The sequence below is a fragment of the Candidatus Acididesulfobacter guangdongensis genome, from assembly GCA_004195045.1.
GTDB lineage: Bacteria > SZUA-79 > SZUA-79 > Acidulodesulfobacterales > Acidulodesulfobacteraceae > Acididesulfobacter > Acididesulfobacter guangdongensis.
Genome location: SGBC01000003.1, coordinates 331,224 through 350,817, shown reverse-complemented (window position 1 = coordinate 350,817; position 19,594 = coordinate 331,224). Strand labels below are relative to the sequence as shown.

Genomic DNA, 19,594 nt, shown 5'->3' with positions numbered 1-19,594 from the left:
TTATAATATTTTTATTTATTTTATTTAGTTTTGTGCTATGTTAGTTATTATATATTATTCATTCAAGTATAGTTTTTTTGTTTTTTATTTGCTCGTTTATTTTTTATGTTTTTCTATATTATCATTTTTCTATATTATCATTTCTCAATAATCTTACGGCATTTGGTATATTTAAGGCTATTTTAACCGCGCCGGCGCCCGATTCACCGTATTGCTTCCGAAGATTATTTGCAGAATATACCAATAAATATGAAGATAGACAGATTGATTTATATAAATCAAGACCCTGAGCTATAAAAGAACCTATTAAACCGCTTAAAACATCGCCGCTTCCGCCGCTTGCAAGCAGCGGGCTATGTTTATACTGAATCGCTTTATTGCTTAAATTATTACTGAATGCAAACATGCTCGCGCCTTTTAATAATAAACATACGCCGTATTCTCTGACAAAATCACCGCCGATTTTAATAGGGTCTTTTTCTATTATTTTTCTGTCTATTTTAGCAAGTCTTTCCATTTCTTTATAATGAGGCGTCAATACGATATGTTTATTTTTCTTTGTTAATTTTTTAAGAAAGTTCATATCTTCAGAAATTAAATTTAATCCGTCGGCATCTATAACAATAGGAACTTCAATTAATTCAAGAATATTATATAAAAAATCGGCAGTTTCCTTTTTTAATCCGAGTCCCGGACCTATAACAACCGCAGTTTTGTTTTTTAACAAGTTTTTTGAAATATCGTCGGCTCCGTTAATATTAAAACAGCCTGAACCGTCGTTAATCACCGGATAAGTCATTACTTCAGATGTTTTGATTTCTAAAATATGATTAAGCTCATAAGGCACTGCCAAAGTTACAAGCCCTGCACCGGCTTTAAATGCTGACAAAGAAGACATATAGGCGGCGCCTGTTTTTCCCGGACTGCCCGCTATAATTAACACATGACCGTAGTCAAATTTTGTATTAAAAGACAATCTTTCCGGCAAATAAGCGGATATTTTTTTTTCTTCCAGAATTTCAATATTCGCATGACAGCTGTCTAATAGAGCACGCGGATGATTTATATCTATCAGTATCGTTTTGTCATGTAAATTTAATTTTTCACCTTCATTCAGATAAAATCCTACTTTTAAACCGCCGAACGTAAATATTTTTTTAATATTATTTTTTATTCCTGTTCCCATATAAAAACCGCTATCGGTATTAAAACCGCTTGGGTTATCTAAACATATAACATCATAATTGTTTTTGCTTTCTATAATTTCTATCACATTTTTATAAAAACCTGCAATATCCCTATTTATGCCTATTCCAAAAATAGCGTCTATAAGTATATCCGTATCGTTTAATAATTCTGATAAAATATTTATATCATTTTCATTAACTGCCTGAATTATTTCAACATTTAATTTTATTAAAATATCAAGATTTAATTTTGCAATGCCGGTATAATTATTCGGCTCGGCAAGTATAATTGTTTTTACGTTATATCCCGCATTAAATAAATATCGCGAGAACACAAAACCGTCCCCTCCGTTATTACCTTTTCCGCAGATAACGGAAATTACGTAATTTTTACTTAATACGTTTTCGTTCTTATTGTAAACTTTAACAAATTCTCTAAAACAGCCTGAACCTGCATTTTCCATTAAAACAGCTTCAGAATAGCCGAAATCCGAATATGTTTTAGAATCTATCTGCTTTAAGTTTTCCGAATAGTATAATTTCATTATAATCAAATAGAATGTATTTATTAAGGCAGCATTGTAATTATATAAGTATAAAAATATTATCTAAATATATTATATATTATATATTATATATATAAATTGCATAAATTATGTATTTTCAATTATTACGGTAGCTATAGCTAAACCGTTATCATGAGAAATAGATAAATTTATCGTGCCGATTTTAATATTATAAGTATCTAAGATAAATTTTTTTATTTTATCATCTATAAATAAAAAAGGAGCTCCGCTTTGCTTATTATATACGGCAATGCAATTCAATGGTATAGAAAAAAGTCCTATGTGCAAAGATTTTAAAAAAGCTTCTTTTGCCGCAAAAAAACCGGCTATTTTTTGTTCGATATTACTTTTATTTTTAATTTTATAAATATTATTTAATTCAGTTAACGAAAAAACTCTATTTAGAAATCTATCGCCGTAAGTCTCTACGAGGTATTTAATCCTTTCTACGCCTACGATGTCAATACCTATCCCGCTAATCACCTATAAAATCCTTTAATTGTTTTATTATCCGCAATGTTTTGTTAATTCGGCTGCTTTAAGTATTTCCAGCATTTCTTTAACGGCGTTATTAAGACCTGCAAATATAGCGTGCGCTACAATAGAATAGCCTATATTAAGTTCATATATTCCTTCTATCTCGGCTATATCTCCGGTATTTTCATAATTTAATCCATGTCCCGCATTTACGCTAAGCCCTGCGCTCAAAGCAAACTCTGCCGCTTTTTTAATTTTCGCCAGTTCTTCCTGCCGTTTATAAGGGTCAAGATATTGCGCATATTTTCCGGTGTGAATCTCAATAAAATTAAAATCGGCTTTTTTTGCAGCTTCAATTTGAAGTTCTTCCGGTTCAATGAATGCCGATACGTTTATATCCTTAGACCTGAATTTATTATTAATTCTTTTATATTTTTCGATATCGAGAGCGACATTAAGACCGCCTTCGGTGGTCAGCTCCTGTCTTTTTTCAGGAACAAGCGTAATTGACCTTGGAATGACATCAAGCGCTATGGAAATTATTTCATCGTTTGCAGCCATTTCCAAATTTAATCTTTTCGTCTGTTCGGAAATTAATCTTATATCGCTTTCTTTTATATGCCGCCTGTCCTCCCTGAGATGACAAGTTACATTAAAAGCACCGGCTTCTAAAACAGTAAAAGCGGCATAAAGAGGCGACGGAAAATCCCCTGCGCGCGCATTTCTGATGGTCGCAATGTGGTCAATATTAACGCCTAATTTCATATAAATTCAAAAACCTCCGAATAAACAATTATAAATAATTAATAATTAAAGAATTGTCAAATATATAAAAATCTATATAAAAAATTAAATAAAACATAAAAAAAATTAAAAAAATATAAAAATATAAAAATATAAAAAACATTAATATATACGGCATATGCATTATTTATATGAAAATAAGTATGCTCTACCTACATACCTGTCTATCTATGTATCTATCTATGTATATATATTCTATCTATTTGTCGTCTATATAAAAATATTAAAATAAAGTAAACCAAATAATATTAAACAAACTTCAAAAATGCTTCAGCAATTCTTCTTTAAGGTCGAGCCCTATTTTTTTAATTTCTTCGCCATCCTCGCCTTCTACGAGAATTCTTAAATAATTTTGCGTTCCTGAATATCTTATAAAAATTCTTCCTCTATTCTCCAATATTTTATTATAATAATTAATTTTTTTATTGAACTCCGGCAATTCATCTAAATTCTTTTTATACGGAACATCTATATTTATTAAAACCTGCGGAAACGGCGTCATAACCTTTCTCAGTTCAGAAAGCGATTTATTTAATCTTATCATAATAGTTAAAAGTTTTAAAGCGGATATTATTCCATCCCCCGTGTTTGCATCATCTAAAAAAATAACGTGTCCTGATTGTTCACCGCCGAGATTATATCCCTGTTCAACCATTTTTTCCATTATATATCTGTCGCCGACATCGGCATATATTATATTAATCCCGTTTTTCTTCATCAATATTTCAAGAGCGATATTAGACATGGACGTCGTAACTACTCCGTTATTTTTTAATTCTCCGATGTTTTTCATATATAAAGCGCAAATAGCAAGAAACTCATCACCATATAAAATACTGCCGTTTTCATCGCAAAAAATAGCCCTATCGCCGTCTCCGTCAAATGCAATGCCTAAGTCCGCTTTATTTTTCAGAACTTCCGAACTTATAAATTCCGGATACGTGGAACCGCATTTTTCATTTATATTTAGACCGTCAGGTCTTGATGCCACAACTATGACTTCCGCTCCTAATTCGCTGAATACTTCCGGAGCAGCTTTATATCCTGCACCGTTTGCACAGTCAATTACAATTTTAAGTCCGTTTAATGTTAAACATTTTGGAAATGTAAGCTTTGCAAAAATTACATATCTCCCCGTTGCGTCGTCAATTCGGTGTGCTTTGCCTACATTAGCATTTACCGGTCTAAGTTTGCTTGAATCAAGTATAGACGAAAAAAAAATATCTTCTATTTTATATTCAATCTCTTCAGGAAATTTAAATCCCTTGCTGTCAAAAAATTTTATACCGTTATCATAATACGGATTATGCGATGCAGAAATTACAACTCCGGCGTCTGCACGCATGCTTGACGTTATAAACGCAACGCCGGGAGTAGGCATAGGACCTATAAGATACACATCTGAACCCATGGAGCAAATACCCGAAGAAAGAGCCGTTTCAAATATATAACCTGAAATTCTCGTATCTTTTCCTATAACTACTTTTAATTTTTTTCCAGGAGATTTTAAATTTAAAATGTAGATTAGCGCCATGCCAAGTCTTAACGCGTTTTCAGGCGTCAGCGGATCTTTGTTCGCAATACCTCTTACACCGTCCGTTCCAAATAATTTACGCATTTTTTTTAATCCTGCCTACAATCAGATTTATATTAATTTTCCTCTTATATAAAATTTTAATTAATTTTGTAGGGTCAAGTAATTCTACCCTTACCGATTCGTTATTTTTAAAATTGCCGATATTTATTTTTTTTGTCGTAATAACGGAAAGATTATCCACAATATCTTTAGGTCCTTTAATTTTAACATATTGCGGAAAAAATGAAATATTCTTTAAATAATAGCCTTTTTTAAATTTTCCCTTAAATATAGGCAGAATTTTAATATATTTTACGACGATTCTGCTTATGATTACAGGAATTATCTTAGGATAAATCCTTACAACCCTTATCCCTGAAGGCAGATTTAAATATGACTGTCCTAATATTAACGTATTTTTTTTACTTAAAAGGGAACTGCCGTTAATCCTGAAATATATTTTTTTGTTTAATTTCATAAATGAAATTTTTGAACCCCTCAGCTTTACTATAATTTTTTTCGGCAGAGTATTGCTGATGGCGAGCCCTTTTGGCAATGCATATATCTTAAGACCGGCATGCAAATTAATATCGTATTTTTTTCCGCCTATAACATATATCCATATAAAAATAGCGATAAATAAAGAAATTAATTTGAGCCAGAAATTATCTTTTATTATGTTTATTATATTTCTTAAATTTTTATTCATCATCGCTGCCGTCGTTCTTATTAACGTCCTCGGTTTTCTTGGTACCAAAGATTAATTCATAAACTGATTTTAATAATAATTTATTTTCATTAGTCTGTTCTGATATATTTTTAAATAAAACAACCCTTAACTCTTCTATATTTGAAATTTTAATAATTTTTTTAGGCATTACTATCGAAACATATCCTGTTTCTTCGGAAACTACTATAGAAAAAGCATCCGTTAATTCTGAAAGTCCGATAGCGGACCTGTGCCTTGTGCCAAAATTCTGGTCTATATTTTCATCGGTTGACAAAGGAAGATAGCACGAAGCGGCAGAAATTCTGCCTTTTTGTATAATAACCGCACCGTCATGAAGCGGTGAAGGCTGCGTAAAAATACTTATCAGTAATTCCTTGGAAATTAAAGAATCTAACTTCACCCCTATTTTTAAATAGTCTCCAAGAAATACATTTCTTTCAAAAACAATTATCGCTCCTATTCGTTTATTTGCCAGCTCTATAACGGCATGCGAAGTTTCTTCTATAATGCTGACTTTTTCAAGTTTATTGCGGGCAATAGCAAATGGATTTTTTCCTACGTCAATCAGAGCTTTTCTTATTTCATTGCGAAAAAGCACTATTATAACGATAATTATTGAACTTAAAAAATCGCCAAAAATAAATTCCGTAGCATAAAGTTTTAAAATTACCGCTATTAAAAAAATTAAAAATATGACAATAAGTCCGATTAGTACCTGAAATGCTCCTGTACCCTTGATAAGCATTAATATGCGATATATTATAAAAGCTACAAATAGTATATCGGCAATATCCTGCCATCCAAAATTTTGAAGCAATAAGGAAAGCATATAAAAAATTTAATATAAAATTTAATGTTGAAAGCAAATTGAAGTTATTGATGTCTTACGAGATTCTCTTTCAATTTTGCAATGGTATTTAAAGCCGTTTTAGTCTGTCTTACATCGTGAACTCTGATAATATCGATATTTTTCAACGTAAGATAAGATGCCAAAGCGATATTGCCGATAAGCAGATCTTCTTTTTGTCCGCCAGTAATCTTTTTAATAAAGGATTTTCTCGAAACACCTGCTAAAATTGGCAAATTCAGTGATTTAAAAGATAATATATAATTTAAAATATCATAATTGTCTTCCGCCGATTTTGCAAAACCGAAACCAGGGTCTAAAACTACTTTATCAGTATCAAAACCTTTAGATTTTAAATATGCCAGCTTTTCGCTGAAATACAGAATAATATCAAACGCTGCATCGTTATAAGGTTCCACGTCAATCTGCATATTCTGCGGATTTTTATTCCTGGAATGCATTAAAATATATGGAACATCATATGAGGTTAAGACATTAATCATATCGTCAGGTTCATATGTCAAACCGGAAACATCGTTTACTATGGCAGCCCCCGCCAGAATTGCTTCTTTTGCAACTTCAGGCTTTCTGGTGTCTATTGAAATGGGAACATCTATATTTTCAGATAATTTTTTAATTACTGGACACACCCTGTCTATTTCTGTCTGAATATCTATAAAATCAGCTGCAGGTCTTGTAGATTCGCCGCCGATATCAATTATATCCGCTCCTTCCTTTACAATTTCAAATCCTCTATTGACCGCATCTTCAAAATTAAAATAGAGTCCTCCGTCAGAAAACGAATCGGGAGTGACATTAAGAATTCCCATTATCAAAGGAACTTTTCCTAACGTTATGTCTTTTTTATTTGTTTTTAATATTTTAAATTTTAAATCAGAATTATTTGAGTCAATGTGCTCAACGTTAATATTGACTACATCTAATATATTTTCAATATCGGAAGAAAGCTCTTTAAGACCGAATTGCTGATGCCTTATCTTTTTTACGATAATACGGAGCTGCACCAGAGTGCCAAACAAAATGCCGTCCGATATGTTAATTTTTCCTGTTATAACATCTCGGTGATTTGCTAATTCCGCCCCTATGCTTAACGCTTCCTGTTTTAGTATATTCAATGCGGTAGAATTTATATTCTTCAGCTTAATAACAATAAAAATGAGCTTATTAGACATAATATACTTTCCGGATTTTGAAACACCTATCTTATCTAATTCGCTTATGGCTAATTTAGAATCAAAAACGTCAACAAGATAAGCATGCATAATTTTACTCCGCTACAGTTTCAGCGGGAACGTCTTTTAAATCGCTATTTTTATAGTCAGGTTTATGCGCTAAAATTATAGCATCTATATCATTACCGTTAACCGTCTCTTTTTCAATCAGGGTATTTGCAAGATCCTTTAATATATCCATATTATCGGTTAAAATTTTTATAGCTCTATCATGATTAGATTCTACTATGTCTCTAACTTCACCGTCAATGACGACGGCAGTCGATTCAGAATAGTCTTTATGCTGCGCAAATTCTCTTCCGAGAAAAATCTGCTCGTCTTTTTTTCCAAATGTAAGAGGTCCTAACTTTTTGCTCATTCCCCATTCGCAAACCATTTTTCTTGCAATGTCCGTAGCTCTTTCAATGTCATTGGACGCGCCGGTAGTCATAGAATGAAATATTAACTCTTCGGCGCTTCTGCCGCCGAGAAGAATGGCTACTTCGTTCAGAAGAAATTCTTCATCGTAATTATGCTTTTCATCTATCGGCAGCTGCTGAGTCAATCCCATTGCCATACCCCGGGGGATAATCGTAACTTTATGTATAGGATCGCTTCCCGGAAGCATTTTTGCGACGATAGTATGTCCGGCTTCATGAAAAGCGGTTATTTTTTTCTCTTTATCGCTGATGACCATACTGCGTCTTTCCGTACCCATCATAACTTTATCTTTAGCTTCTTCAATATCTTCCATTTTGACTGTTGTTCTATTTTTTCTCGCAGCCAATAAAGCTGATTCGTTCACCATATTTGCAAGGTCTGCGCCTGAAAATCCGGGTGTTCCCCGCGCTATAATTCCAAGGTCGACATCTTTGTCTAAAGGTATACCTTTAGTATGAACTTTCAGTATTCCTTCTCTTCCTTTTATATCAGGCTTAGGAACAATTACCTGTCTGTCAAATCTGCCCGGTCTTAAAAGGGCTGGATCTAAAACATCGGGTCTGTTGGTGGCGGCAATTAAAATTACTCCGTCGTTGGCTTCAAACCCGTCCATTTCAACAAGCAGCTGATTCAACGTTTGTTCTCTTTCATCATGTCCCCCGCCTAAACCTGCGCCTCTATGTCTGCCTACGGCATCAATTTCATCTATAAATATTATGCATGGAGCATTTTTCTTGCCCTGGGCAAAAAGATCCCTTACTCTTGATGCGCCGACTCCGACAAACATTTCGACAAAATCGGAACCGCTTATGCTGAAAAAAGGCACTCCTGCCTCTCCGGCTATCGCTTTTGCAAGCAGTGTTTTACCTGTGCCGGGAGGTCCGACAAGCAGCACTCCGTGAGGTATCCTGCCGCCTAATTTTGTAAATTTTTTTGGATCTTTTAAAAAATCTACAATCTCTTCAAGCTCCTGTTTAGATTCATCTATGCCTGCAACATCTGCAAAAGTTATCTTTTTGGCAGATTCGTCCATTAATTTTGCTTTAGATTTACCAAAAGACATTGCCTTTCCGGCTCCTCCCTGCATCTGCCTCCAGAAAAAGTACCAGAATGCGAATAAAATAAGAATCATAGGCAGCCATGATAATAAAAACGACATATACCAAGGTGAACTCGGCACAGGTTTGGCAGTTATCGGCACTTTGTATTTTTCTAACAAAGGAACCAAACCGGGATGCGTCGGGGCATAAGATTTAAATTTTTTACCTGTTTTGAAAACTCCTAGTATGTTATGAGATTCAATTGTTATAGTTTTTATCTTACCCGCTTTTATATCGCTTAATAATGATGAAAATATTATTTTCTGAGATTTAGGTTTATGATGATTAAACATTGTAAATATAAATATCATTAGAAAAATAATAAAAACCCACAATAAAATATTTTTAATTTTGGGATTCAAATTAGAATATCCTCCTTAATTCTTAATAGTTTGTAATTTATTAACAGCTTATGTCGTGTAAGTTATTTTATTTTTTTATATTTTCACTTGTAAACAAAAACATGCCTGCTATAATTATATATTTCTGCATTATTTGATTTTATTTTTTTTATGTTTTAAATTGCAAACTTAAAAACCCTTTATGCCGACACCCTACAAAGTAAAAATATTTTCAATATATATTCAATATTAAATATGTCATATTTAAAGTTTTTTTTCAATATAAATATACTGTTTTTTATTTACTAATTTTATATGCTTTTATATGCCAGCTTTATATACTTCAAAAATACTATAATAGTATAATGATTGTTTCATTTATTATTTTTTAATAATTTAATACTATAACAATTTCATTTATTTATTATTGTTTAATAATTAAATACTATATGTTATTTTATTCATTATTATTTAATAATTTAATATACCCTATGTTTTTTGTAAACTCCGATATTTTTATAGTATCGCTCATCATAATAAACCCTATCCATACGATTTGTCCGCCGAAAAGAATAAGCGGCAGGTTCTGTCTATATAATTCGGGTATTTTTTTGTCTATAAAAAAATCTTTAACTTTTTTTTCATGCTCCATTCCCAAAGGAATAAATCTGTCACCATTAATAAAATTTCTAATTTTTACGGGAAATGACAGTTTATCAAAATCGAATAATATGGCGTTAGCTGAATGCTTTTTAATTTCTTTTTTTATTAATTTATTTATAATGATTTTTGTGTTAACGCCGTTCAATTTTCCTATTGTGAAGTCAACATCTATCTCTTTTATATGAATAACCGATTTATTAATTGTCTTTATATTATATGCATTATTTTTAATAATATCGCTATAATTAATTAAATATTCATAATGTTTATAATTTAACGGCAAATAATAATTAATATCACGTATCTTTCTGATATATTTATTATTTTCTATCTTTTCAAAAATTATTTTTTCATAGCTTCTAATTACTCTTATATTTTTATTAAGATTAAATGATATATTTGGTTTACTGCTTTTTATAATATTTAAAAGATTTTTAAAATTACCGTATGAAATAAAATTCTCGTTATTAGCGATATTATCATAACTATTACGACTATTATTGTTTATACTGCCCATTCCGATTAAGATTTCATTTACAGTAATCTTAAATACCCTATATAAGACTGCCTCTGGAAGTTTTAGCAAATGAACAATATTAAAAGTTAAAATACCGGAATCTTTATATTCGGTATTCAATATAGTATTTTTGAAAATTTCTTTTGCATAATTTTCAATAAATTCATCATCTTTTCGAAGAACTTCAGAAGTTCTATATAACGTGCCAAGAAACGAGGGGTTTATTTTTTTAAATTCTGGAATAATATTTAATCTTATATTATTTCTGAAAATATTTTCCTGATAATTAGTATAGTCTTCAAAAAATTTAATTGAATTTAAACAGGCAAAATCGATAATTTCATTTTTGGAAAATTTAATAAAGGGACGAATAATTATGCCGTTCTTAACTTTTATTCCCGCTATAGAACCGCTCCCGCCGCCTGTAATTGCTCTCATCAAAAAATTTTCGGCAAAATCATCAAGATGATGAGCCGTCGCTATTTTATCGGCATGTATTTTGTCTGCAGTTTTATAAAGAAATGTATATCTGAAATTTCTTGCCGTTTCTTCGATACTTTTTTTATTAATTTTTGATTCTGCAAGGATATTAGCTTTGTCTGTGTAAAACCGGATGGATAAAATATTGCATAAATCTTTTAAATATTCAACTTCTTTATATGACGATTCTCTTATTTCGTGGTCAAATACCGCGCATGCTATCTTAATACCTAATATATGCCTTAAAAAATAAAGAGAATACAACAGCGAAACAGAGTCTACACCGCCGCTGACGGCAGCAAGAATTAAATCGCCGCGTTCGATAAGTTCAAACTCTTCAACGGTATAAATAAATTTTCTTAAAAAAAATGAAGTTCCTTTATTAAAATACGGCATTTATGATATAATTCGCAATTTCTTTAACATATCTAATAACATTATATTTCAGAATAATGTTTCTATTTTTTGCTCTTAATAGTGAATGAAGAACTGTAAAGAGGAAGTTCGGTTATATCTGTGAATCCGGCGGCGCTTAATAATTCAACTGATTCTGCCGAAGAAAGCCTTTCTTCAACGGGCGGTCCCATTTTCAATATTTTATCTTCTTTATCCCAGTCAATAAGAAATAAATTACCTCCCGGTTTCAACACTCTTTTTATCTCGCTAAGATAATCCAATCTATGTTCTATCTCATGAAAAACGTTAGATGTCAGGATAATATCCATAGAGGCGTCTTCCAACGTAATATTTGACTCTTCGCACTTTGTTAATATTGCGCAGCTTTTTTGATTTTTGCTAAAATTGGCATTTTCAATATTTTCTTTTATGCAGGAAAGCATTTCTTCGCTGATATCTAAGGCATATACCTTAACATCAATATTTTCAATATCTGCAATTGTTTTTATTAAAGGAATTGTAAAAAAACCGCTTCCGCATCCAATATCCGCAATTTTCACTTCATTTTGACCGCTGTTACTTAAAATTTCAACAACCTTTTTAATTTCATCAATTGCAATCTGCGGCGGCATCAGTTCATATCTGTCTTTAGATGTTAATCTTTGATGATGGGCGGGATTAAATTTGTGCATTTACAATATTCTCCTATGTTGTTTCTTCGTATTCAAACGATGTATCGTAATAAGACCTGTTTTCTATCATTGTATGAACAGGACATCTTTTAGAAACACGCTTCAACTCGTCAATCTGATCTTCGTCAAGATTTCCAGTAAATTTTATTTTTTTTGTAATTTTATGAGCGTATCCGCGTTCTGCATCGATGTTTGTTCCTGCGCTTTTAAGTTCTTCAACTCTGACTCTTTCATGGACTACATCTATTTCCACATTTCTTAAATCATATTTCATTCTTTTTGCAAACATCATAATAACCGAAATAGTGCATGCCCCTTCCGCTCCCATAGCAAGTTCCACAGGATTGATAGCAAGACAATCCCCGCCGGAACCCTTCGGTTCATCAGTGATTATCGTATGTTTTTCCGTTATTATCTGATTTTGAAGATTATGAAGATGTTTCACTTTTACCGCTACTCTATCGCCATCTGCCATATTATTCTCCTACTGATCTATTTTTTTAAAATTATCATTTTATTCACATTCATTCGAATATTAAATTTGAGGCATCTTGTTTAATATACCGTTTAATTAATATCATAAAAGTTCTTTTCTAACAGAATTAAGCATAAGAACAACATCTACTGGTTGTCCTTTCATTTAATCACAATATTCTAAAAGTTCTTTTCTGACTCTTGAAATATCTGAAGCATTTAACTCAAAAGGGAAACTCCTTATATTTCTAGGCGAAGAATCGCCAAAAGGTCTGTTGCAGGCAGAGATTTCCGATTTTCCTGGGCATCCGGTAGTTCTGAATGCCGTTCCTGTTTCAACTATCATAGCGACATCTTTAAACGGAATTCCAAAATCCACTATTTTACCTTGAGCATCAAATTTCATATCTTCCGCATTACCCATATCATAATCAATGATATGCCGAGCTACCTGCACTCTTCTAAATTGACCTGCGGGACACTGCGGATGACTGTCTAATTTTGAACCTTTTTCCTGATAAAATGAAAATAAATGGGAACGAGCACCTTTATTTCTAACATCCTGCATCCTGAAAACCATTTCTTTTTCGGTTTCTCCAAGTCCTACCACGAGATGACATCCTACTTTATTTTTTCCGAAAACAGAAACGGAATAATCCAATGTATCGTTATATTTATCCCATCTATGCGGTCCTTTAACACCTGAGCCTCTATATTCGTCAAATAATTCAGGCGTTGCACAATCAAGAGCCACTGTAACCATATCTGCTCCGTATTCTTTAAATTTATCTATGTCGGAATGTTTAAGTATAGTAGGGGTTAATAGTATAGAAGTCGGACAATGAAGGTTCTTAGTAAAATTCTGCAGCAGCGTAAATGTATCTTCTTTTGCGTTCTCATGAGTAATCATTGAGATGCATATTCTTTGGACAACATCTTTTTTAGCAAGTGTTGTTTTAACTATATCCTCGGTTTTAAATGAAGGCCAGTCAACCCTTATAAAACTTTTATCATTGTAATTTCCTTCTCTGGATTTTTGTAAACCGCAATAAGCGCAATTTGCTCTGCAGCCATCATCATAAGTCAAAAGAACATTGACACAGTGAAGACATGCATTCCTATAAAATAATCCAGGCACCATTCCAAGTGTCATCGCAGCAGCAAGGCTTATTTTAAGGTATTCCGGCGAATTTTCGGCGGCATGATCATTTAAATTTTCTTCAAAAGGAATCGTTTCTAAATCAGTATCCGCAATAGCTATCCCTGTCTCTTGATAATTCATATAAACATTCTCCATTTTCATTTATTATATTTTTTCTATATTGTTTTCTACATCATTTTTGAATCTTACACCTTTCCATTATATTTATTTTGCATAACCTAGCAAAGAAACGCATAAATATTTTCTATTGCAAGATTAAGGAATACTTAGATAAATATAAATATTTATTATTTTGTTTATTCTTTAATTTTTATTTATAAATTAATTTTTTTATTTGCTTATAATCTTGGATAAATCTTGCAATATATTTGCATTGAGCATAGTTTCCCCGTCAAAGATACCTTTATATGCGTCTTCTTCTTTTTTATAATTATAGCATAAAGGAGAAGATATATCTATAAGTAATGCTTTGATTCCCGAATCTTTAAAAGCTTTGTTGCGTTTAATATAAAATTCTTTGCAGCAAAAGCCGATATATGAATTTATATTATTATTTTTCAATTTATTTAATGTTTCGACAAGGTTTTCATAATTAATTATCGTAACAGGCAATAAATTAAAGTCTTTCGCAAATTTATAAGCTATACCGGTTTCGCAATCGCCGCATATTGAGCAATAGTCGACATTTCTAAATTCGCAGCCTTTTTTTTTAGCGCAATAAGGCAGTAAAATAGCTTTTACTGATTTTATATCGCATAGCTGCATTCCGTTTACCAGCATAAAACGTGAAAGTTCGTCTTCATTAATGCCAAAATCATTAAGAAAAGCTATTTTATCTATTATATTATTTATTATATTAAAAAAATCAACTTTCGAAACATTCTGAAATTCGGGTGTATATTTTTCAAAAAATTCATCTATTTTAAAAATTAATTCGTTAATATCGCAATCTTTTAAAAAACTTTCTAAATCAGCGATAGCTCTTTCAGGTATAACAAAATAATCTCCGGTAAAATAAATATATTTTAGCAGTTTTCTTTTATAATCAACTTTGGCAAAAGTTTTAAATATTCCCCCGCTGCATCTGTATGTATCTTTGATAGTTTTAGTTTCTAACAGTTCGTTATCGGATGAATATACCCATTCATCCGATTTATAATATTCTTGATTTTCAGTAATATAATTATTTTCTTCCGCGCTCAGTGTTCCATAAGTAAACTGGATATTAAAATATTCTGAAAATCCTTCTATAATCACAGACTTTACAATTTCTATATCTGGAATATATCCAAGTACGTTTTTTAAAGATGTGACCCTTGCGGATATGGAATCAAAATTTTTTGATATTAATTTTTCTACAGGAATTTTTAATGATTTTACCATATTTTCAGGATTAAAATCCAAAAGCAAAGTGCCTTGAAAAAAAAATATAGACGAATCGTATGTTCCGCCTGTACCCGATATCTTTTTACCATCTACTTCAATATCGTTTCTAGGTCTAAATTTTGCATTAATACCCAATTTATTAATGCCTGATACAAATGCATTGCATATATTTTCAGTTAAGTTTTGAAAATTTGCAGCTTTAAGAGTTTTTGAGGAAAAAACTAACTCCCAACCCAATTGCGCTTCATCAAAATATATTGCGCCGCCGCCGGTGATGCGGCGGCCTATATCAATGTTTTTATCATTACAATAATCTATTCTTATTTCATTGAATACAGACTGATGAAACCCTGCAAGCGTGCAAGGTTTAAATGTTAAAAAGCGCAAAGTATCAGGAATTATATTGTCTTTTCTTAAATCAAGCATTGCTTTGTCCATAGCAATGTTATAAGAAAAATCTTTAATCCCTGTATCTATAACTCTAAACATTTTATTATTTATTATTTAATATTAATTTAACCGCCTATATTGATAGTTGATAGCGCTTCTTCTGCAAAAATTAAGGAACAGCAGACATCGGAATATAATGGTTTTAGCTCAAGTTCTTTACTGAAAGGTATAACGCCTTCCGAAGGATATGCGATTCCGTTTAGTCCCGCTTTAACAGCAAGTTCCTCTATTTTAAATTTATTCATCCCGTATGGTCTTTCGCAGCCAAGCAAAACAGGAGTATGGGCAAATTTTTCTCTGGCATATATAAAAACATCGCCTATTTCTTCAGGCTCAGGAGGAACTGTATTTTCCATCTTCGTGTTACCCATAGGCATAAACCCAACAAGAACTAAAGAAGATATACTGTGTTTCGATATAACATCTATTGCGTTAAATTCACCTGCAATTTCGCCATGTTTCAAACCTATAACAACATGAGGCGAACATGGAATGTTTCTTTCAGATAAGTATTTTAAAGAATTGTCATAATCTTCTACCGAAGCTTTTAAGTGATAAACGGTACGAATGGTGTCTTCATCACCAATTATATCAAGCATAGCGGAGTCAACGCCGGCATCAAGCAGACCGTCGGCTATTTCTTCGGTAATAATACCGCAATGAACTATAACTTTTAGCTTAAAATCAGTCTTAATTTTTTTAATAGTATTTATATAAGGTAAAATTTCGACTATGCCCTTAGAGTTTGAACCTCCGCTAAGCAAGAAACCTTTACCTTTTGATTTGGATATTTGAGCCGCTCTGTGATATAAGTCATCCGTGGTAATTACAGAATCCATAGATTTTAATATTTCTGCATTGCAGTGGTCGCATTTTAATGAACATGAACTGCCTGTTATCGACAAGGGAGGAAACGAATCAGATTTTTCATTTTTAAAATCTTCAGTTTCATAAGCTTTTATGCTCGGAGCATAAAAATGAATTACATTATTAAAATTATTTTTTCTGATATTAAAACCATTAATATATTTAGAACTTATTTGTTTATCAAATTCATAGTAGCTCATAATTATTATCTCTTTTTTTTTATTATCTTTTTTTACAAATTATTTCTTCATCTTCTAATTTTTTTCTATAAGCATTCACTGCTGCTTCACCGGTTGGCAATAAATTTATATCTGATGCGGCTTCAGGCAGCGGCTTTAATTTAACTAACCAGCCTTTTCCGTACGGATCTAAATTAATAATGTGGGAGTCGCTTTCTAATTCAGCGTTAACAGCGACTATTTCTCCTGAAAAAGGCATAGGAAACGGACCGACGTATTTTCCGCTTTCGATAGTTGCAGCACTTTTCCCTTTTTTTATAATTTTTCCGACAGGTTTAACGTCGGCATATAATATTTTTCCGGCAAGCGATTGAGCCGGATCAGTCATACCGAAAGTAAATGTTCCGTCGTCATTTTTTTTTCCCCAAACCTGATTTTCTATATCATAATAGAGGTCTTCAGGGATATTACATTCATTTAAAATAGCCATTGAAAATATCCTCCCGTCTTAATTTAAAATAACGCGTCTATAAATGTTATATATAAATGTTATATATAAACAGCACACATATATAATGAATAATATAAATTTTCTTTTAATAATTTATTCAGCCGATATATAAGAAATTTATAGAATTATACATATTTTTGCAGCTAATTTACAGACGCATATAATAGAAACTATATAATTTAAAAAAAATAATTTAAATTAGAGGTTTATTTAATGTTTTTAATTATTCGCATTTAATTCCGTCGGCTTCTATTTTTTTCTTATAAGCTTCTACGGCCTCTTTTCCTGTCAATAAATTTTTTTTATCTGCTTCTATATCAGCGGGTTTAATTTTACAAACCCAGCCTTTACCGTATGGATCACTGTTGATAGGTGAAACGTCCGCTTTCAGTTCTTCATTAATTGCAATAATCTCGCCGCCGAAAGGTGCAGGAACGGGACCGACATATTTTCCGCTTTCAACGGTAGCGACAGATTTCAACTGAGCAACTTTTTGTCCTACTTTTTTTGGAGTAATGTACAATAGTTTTCCGGCAAGACTTGCTGCAACGCTTGTCATACCCATTAAAATGGTTCCGTCAGATTCAATTTTACCCCAAACATGCTTTTCGATATTGTAATAAAGTTCCTCTGGAATATCGCATCCATTCATTTTAGCCATAAGATTCTTTTCTCCTTAAAATAATTTTTTTGTTAAATTTTGTAATTGTTAATAAAATTTATCAAAATTTATAATACTACATTTTTATCTGCTTGACAATAGTTTATGTTACCTTAATCTTGCAATAGAAAATATATATGCATTTCTTTGCTCGGTTAAGCATATTTATATTAATTTAAAAAAAATGCCTAAAATTTAATTAATAATCATTAAACTACTAATTAAAAGATAGGCATAAAATTATATAAGACAATCTAAATTACGGCTAATTATCTTATGTGCTTACAAGATAAAACTTAAACCAATCCTTTAGATTTTAACACATCCATCGGATTAGAAATAGGATCTGTCAATTTTAAATCTTTAGCAGATTTTCCCATAGAAAGACCTATCAATTGAGTAAAATAAACAACCGGAATTTTTGCGTCATTTCCGTGAACTTTAACTATTTCGGGCTGTTTTATATCTAATGCAGCGCCGCATAGCGGACAAGGAAGAGCTAAAATATCGGCTCCAGCTTTTTTGGCTGCTGATAAGATAGTAGCCGATAACGTTGCCGACAACGATTCATCCTGAAGAGCATGAGCGCCTCCGCAGCATGAAGCAGCAGCATCGAATTTTACAATCTCGGCTCCGGTAGCAGCTAAAAGCTCATCCTGAAAGTACGGATTTTCGGAATCGTCTCTATTGCTTTTATAGCCGGTTTTAGTAATAGTTTTAGGTCTTTCATATAAGCAGCCGTAATAAGAAGCAACTTTCAAACCTTTTAGAGATTTTTTTACCGCATTTTTTACTTTTTCAGGTCCTACTTCATTATAAAATAATTCAAGAAAATGTCTAACGTCTATATCACCTTCATAAGAACCGTATCCGACATCTTTTAAAAAACTTATAACATCGCTTTTGGCATTTGCATTTTCATTCATAGCGGCGTTAGTTCTCAGCAAACTGTGATAGCAACCATTGCATGGCGTAACCACAGCATCTACATGAAATCTGCCTTTAGCAGAATCCATAACTCTAGCCGGAAGCATATATGAAAGTTTTTCATTAGAACCTTTGGCTTCTAATGCGCCGCAGCAGTTAAAATCATCTATTTCCATTAATTCAATGCCAAAACCTTCGGCAACTATTTTTGTAGATTCATCATATGCTCTTGCCATTCCCTTTAATGAACAGCCTGGAAAATAACCTAATTTCATTGTAATTCCTCCTTTAACCTCTGGGAGACTTTTTTCCAATCTTTAATTTTGCCTCCAAATAGTTTAATTCTCCCGCTTGTAAACATTTTAAAGCCTAAGGATAATTGGTCTCCGCTCATCATATCTTTGAGTCTTCCTGTTTTAGAATAGAAGTCTTTTACTATTTTGACTTCATCTATTCTTCCGTCACTGATGACTTCGTCCATAAATATTTCGTCAAATGCTTCGTCATTTGTTAATTTACCAAAGACCTTTTTATCTTCAAGGAATTTTGCGATAGCTCTCACAACTTCCTGAGTATTAACACCTTTTGGACATCTATGAGTGCATCTGTTGCAGGAAACGCATTTCCATACTAAATCCTTATAATCAGATACTAAAATGTCATAATGTCCTCTTCTGACAAGATTTATAAAACCGCGCGGGTTGAATTTATCAACAAACTCAGGCAATGTACAACCGCCTGTACATGTTCCGCATTGATAGCATTTTGCGATCGTTGCGCCTCCTGGCAATTTTTTAACTTCGTCAAGAAATTCTGTAGTAACATCTTCATATAAAATTCTTGACGGCATAAATTCTTTCCAAATACCTACAAGCTCTACGCCGTCAATAACCATTTTATCAGTATTTTCCGCCATATTAATTAACTC

The 19,594-nt window shown here is 32.2% G+C and carries 18 protein-coding genes; all 18 read right to left on the bottom strand.

Features of this window, described 5'->3' with window-relative positions; genetic code table 11:
- Positions 1-121 precede the first annotated feature (121 nt).
- The 18 genes from EVJ46_07940 to EVJ46_07855 all read right to left on the bottom strand — a co-directional run bounded on the left by EVJ46_07940 (position 122) and on the right by EVJ46_07855 (position 19,582).
- Positions 122-1,732, bottom strand: a complete 1,611-nt coding sequence (locus EVJ46_07940) for an NAD(P)H-hydrate dehydratase (protein RZD16110.1) — start codon at positions 1,730-1,732, stop codon at positions 122-124.
- A gap of 108 nt (positions 1,733-1,840) precedes the next feature.
- Positions 1,841-2,236, bottom strand: coding sequence for a holo-[acyl-carrier-protein] synthase (gene acpS, locus EVJ46_07935; GenBank protein RZD16109.1), 396 nt, complete (start codon positions 2,234-2,236; stop codon positions 1,841-1,843).
- 24 nt (positions 2,237-2,260) lie between these two features.
- Positions 2,261-2,995, bottom strand: a complete 735-nt coding sequence (locus EVJ46_07930; GenBank protein ID RZD16108.1) for a pyridoxine 5'-phosphate synthase — start codon at positions 2,993-2,995, stop codon at positions 2,261-2,263.
- A gap of 298 nt (positions 2,996-3,293) precedes the next feature.
- Positions 3,294-4,652, bottom strand: a complete 1,359-nt coding sequence (locus tag EVJ46_07925) for a phosphoglucosamine mutase (GenBank protein RZD16107.1) — start codon at positions 4,650-4,652, stop codon at positions 3,294-3,296.
- Positions 4,645-5,322 (bottom strand): YbbR-like domain-containing protein, encoded by a 678-nt coding sequence (locus tag EVJ46_07920; GenBank protein ID RZD16106.1) that lies wholly within the window; start codon positions 5,320-5,322, stop codon positions 4,645-4,647. Before EVJ46_07920 ends, EVJ46_07925 begins: the two co-directional genes overlap by 8 nt.
- Positions 5,312-6,169: a TIGR00159 family protein gene (locus EVJ46_07915; GenBank protein ID RZD16105.1), complete on the bottom strand. Its 858-nt coding sequence runs from the start codon at positions 6,167-6,169 to the stop codon at positions 5,312-5,314. The genes EVJ46_07920 and EVJ46_07915 overlap by 11 nt, the downstream gene beginning before the upstream one ends.
- A gap of 44 nt (positions 6,170-6,213) precedes the next feature.
- Positions 6,214-7,470 carry a dihydropteroate synthase gene (gene folP / locus EVJ46_07910; protein ID RZD16104.1) on the bottom strand — a complete coding sequence of 419 codons (1,257 nt, stop codon included), beginning with the start codon at positions 7,468-7,470 and terminating at the stop codon, positions 6,214-6,216.
- Positions 7,471-7,474: 4 nt separating this feature from the next.
- On the bottom strand, positions 7,475-9,322 hold the full coding sequence (locus EVJ46_07905; protein ID RZD16103.1) for an ATP-dependent metallopeptidase FtsH/Yme1/Tma family protein: 1,848 nt from the start codon (positions 9,320-9,322) through the stop codon (positions 7,475-7,477).
- Positions 9,323-9,758: 436 nt separating this feature from the next.
- Positions 9,759-11,357, bottom strand: coding sequence for a tRNA lysidine(34) synthetase TilS (tilS, locus tag EVJ46_07900; protein ID RZD16102.1), 1,599 nt, complete (start codon positions 11,355-11,357; stop codon positions 9,759-9,761).
- A gap of 62 nt (positions 11,358-11,419) precedes the next feature.
- A complete protein-coding gene (locus EVJ46_07895; protein ID RZD16101.1) occupies positions 11,420-12,049 on the bottom strand; it encodes a class I SAM-dependent methyltransferase in 630 nt (209 codons plus the stop codon).
- Between the two features lie 13 nt (positions 12,050-12,062).
- Positions 12,063-12,524: an OsmC family peroxiredoxin gene (locus EVJ46_07890; protein ID RZD16100.1), complete on the bottom strand. Its 462-nt coding sequence runs from the start codon at positions 12,522-12,524 to the stop codon at positions 12,063-12,065.
- 165 nt (positions 12,525-12,689) lie between these two features.
- Complete coding sequence (locus EVJ46_07885; GenBank protein ID RZD16240.1) at positions 12,690-13,754, bottom strand: radical SAM protein; 1,065 nt, start codon at positions 13,752-13,754, stop codon at positions 12,690-12,692.
- A gap of 261 nt (positions 13,755-14,015) precedes the next feature.
- The gene (locus EVJ46_07880) at positions 14,016-15,560 is read right to left on the bottom strand and encodes a DUF116 domain-containing protein (protein RZD16099.1); all 1,545 of its coding nucleotides are present in this window, start codon (positions 15,558-15,560) and stop codon (positions 14,016-14,018) included.
- A 26-nt stretch (positions 15,561-15,586) separates the two neighbouring features.
- Complete coding sequence (locus tag EVJ46_07875) at positions 15,587-16,588, bottom strand: radical SAM protein (protein ID RZD16098.1); 1,002 nt, start codon at positions 16,586-16,588, stop codon at positions 15,587-15,589.
- Positions 16,589-16,610: 22 nt separating this feature from the next.
- Entirely contained in the window at positions 16,611-17,057 is a 447-nt protein-coding gene (locus EVJ46_07870) for a glycine cleavage system protein H (GenBank protein RZD16097.1), read from the bottom strand.
- Between the two features lie 244 nt (positions 17,058-17,301).
- The gene (gene gcvH, locus EVJ46_07865) at positions 17,302-17,739 is read right to left on the bottom strand and encodes a glycine cleavage system protein GcvH (GenBank protein RZD16096.1); all 438 of its coding nucleotides are present in this window, start codon (positions 17,737-17,739) and stop codon (positions 17,302-17,304) included.
- 296 nt (positions 17,740-18,035) lie between these two features.
- Positions 18,036-18,980 carry a disulfide reductase gene (locus EVJ46_07860; GenBank protein RZD16095.1) on the bottom strand — a complete coding sequence of 315 codons (945 nt, stop codon included), beginning with the start codon at positions 18,978-18,980 and terminating at the stop codon, positions 18,036-18,038.
- Positions 18,938-19,582: a hypothetical protein gene (locus EVJ46_07855; GenBank protein ID RZD16094.1), complete on the bottom strand. Its 645-nt coding sequence runs from the start codon at positions 19,580-19,582 to the stop codon at positions 18,938-18,940. Before EVJ46_07855 ends, EVJ46_07860 begins: the two co-directional genes overlap by 43 nt.
- Positions 19,583-19,594: the final 12 nt, after the last annotated feature.

Coding starts and splice junctions, on each gene's coding strand:
- EVJ46_07920 (RZD16106.1), bottom strand. CDS start 5,322: ATGATGAATAAAAATTTAAGAAATATAATAAACATAATAAAAGATAAT.
- EVJ46_07925 (RZD16107.1), bottom strand. CDS start 4,652: ATGCGTAAATTATTTGGAACGGACGGTGTAAGAGGTATTGCGAACAAA.
- EVJ46_07895 (RZD16101.1), bottom strand. CDS start 12,049: ATGCACAAATTTAATCCCGCCCATCATCAAAGATTAACATCTAAAGAC.
- EVJ46_07880 (RZD16099.1), bottom strand. CDS start 15,560: ATGTTTAGAGTTATAGATACAGGGATTAAAGATTTTTCTTATAACATT.
- gcvH (RZD16096.1), bottom strand. CDS start 17,739: ATGGCTAAAATGAATGGATGCGATATTCCAGAGGAACTTTATTACAAT.
- EVJ46_07930 (RZD16108.1), bottom strand. CDS start 2,995: ATGAAATTAGGCGTTAATATTGACCACATTGCGACCATCAGAAATGCG.
- folP (RZD16104.1), bottom strand. CDS start 7,470: ATGCATGCTTATCTTGTTGACGTTTTTGATTCTAAATTAGCCATAAGC.
- tilS (RZD16102.1), bottom strand. CDS start 11,357: ATGCCGTATTTTAATAAAGGAACTTCATTTTTTTTAAGAAAATTTATT.
- EVJ46_07940 (RZD16110.1), bottom strand. CDS start 1,732: ATGAAATTATACTATTCGGAAAACTTAAAGCAGATAGATTCTAAAACA.
- EVJ46_07915 (RZD16105.1), bottom strand. CDS start 6,169: ATGCTTTCCTTATTGCTTCAAAATTTTGGATGGCAGGATATTGCCGAT.
- EVJ46_07890 (RZD16100.1), bottom strand. CDS start 12,524: ATGGCAGATGGCGATAGAGTAGCGGTAAAAGTGAAACATCTTCATAAT.
- EVJ46_07855 (RZD16094.1), bottom strand. CDS start 19,582: ATGGCGGAAAATACTGATAAAATGGTTATTGACGGCGTAGAGCTTGTA.
- EVJ46_07870 (RZD16097.1), bottom strand. CDS start 17,057: ATGGCTATTTTAAATGAATGTAATATCCCTGAAGACCTCTATTATGAT.
- EVJ46_07875 (RZD16098.1), bottom strand. CDS start 16,588: ATGAGCTACTATGAATTTGATAAACAAATAAGTTCTAAATATATTAAT.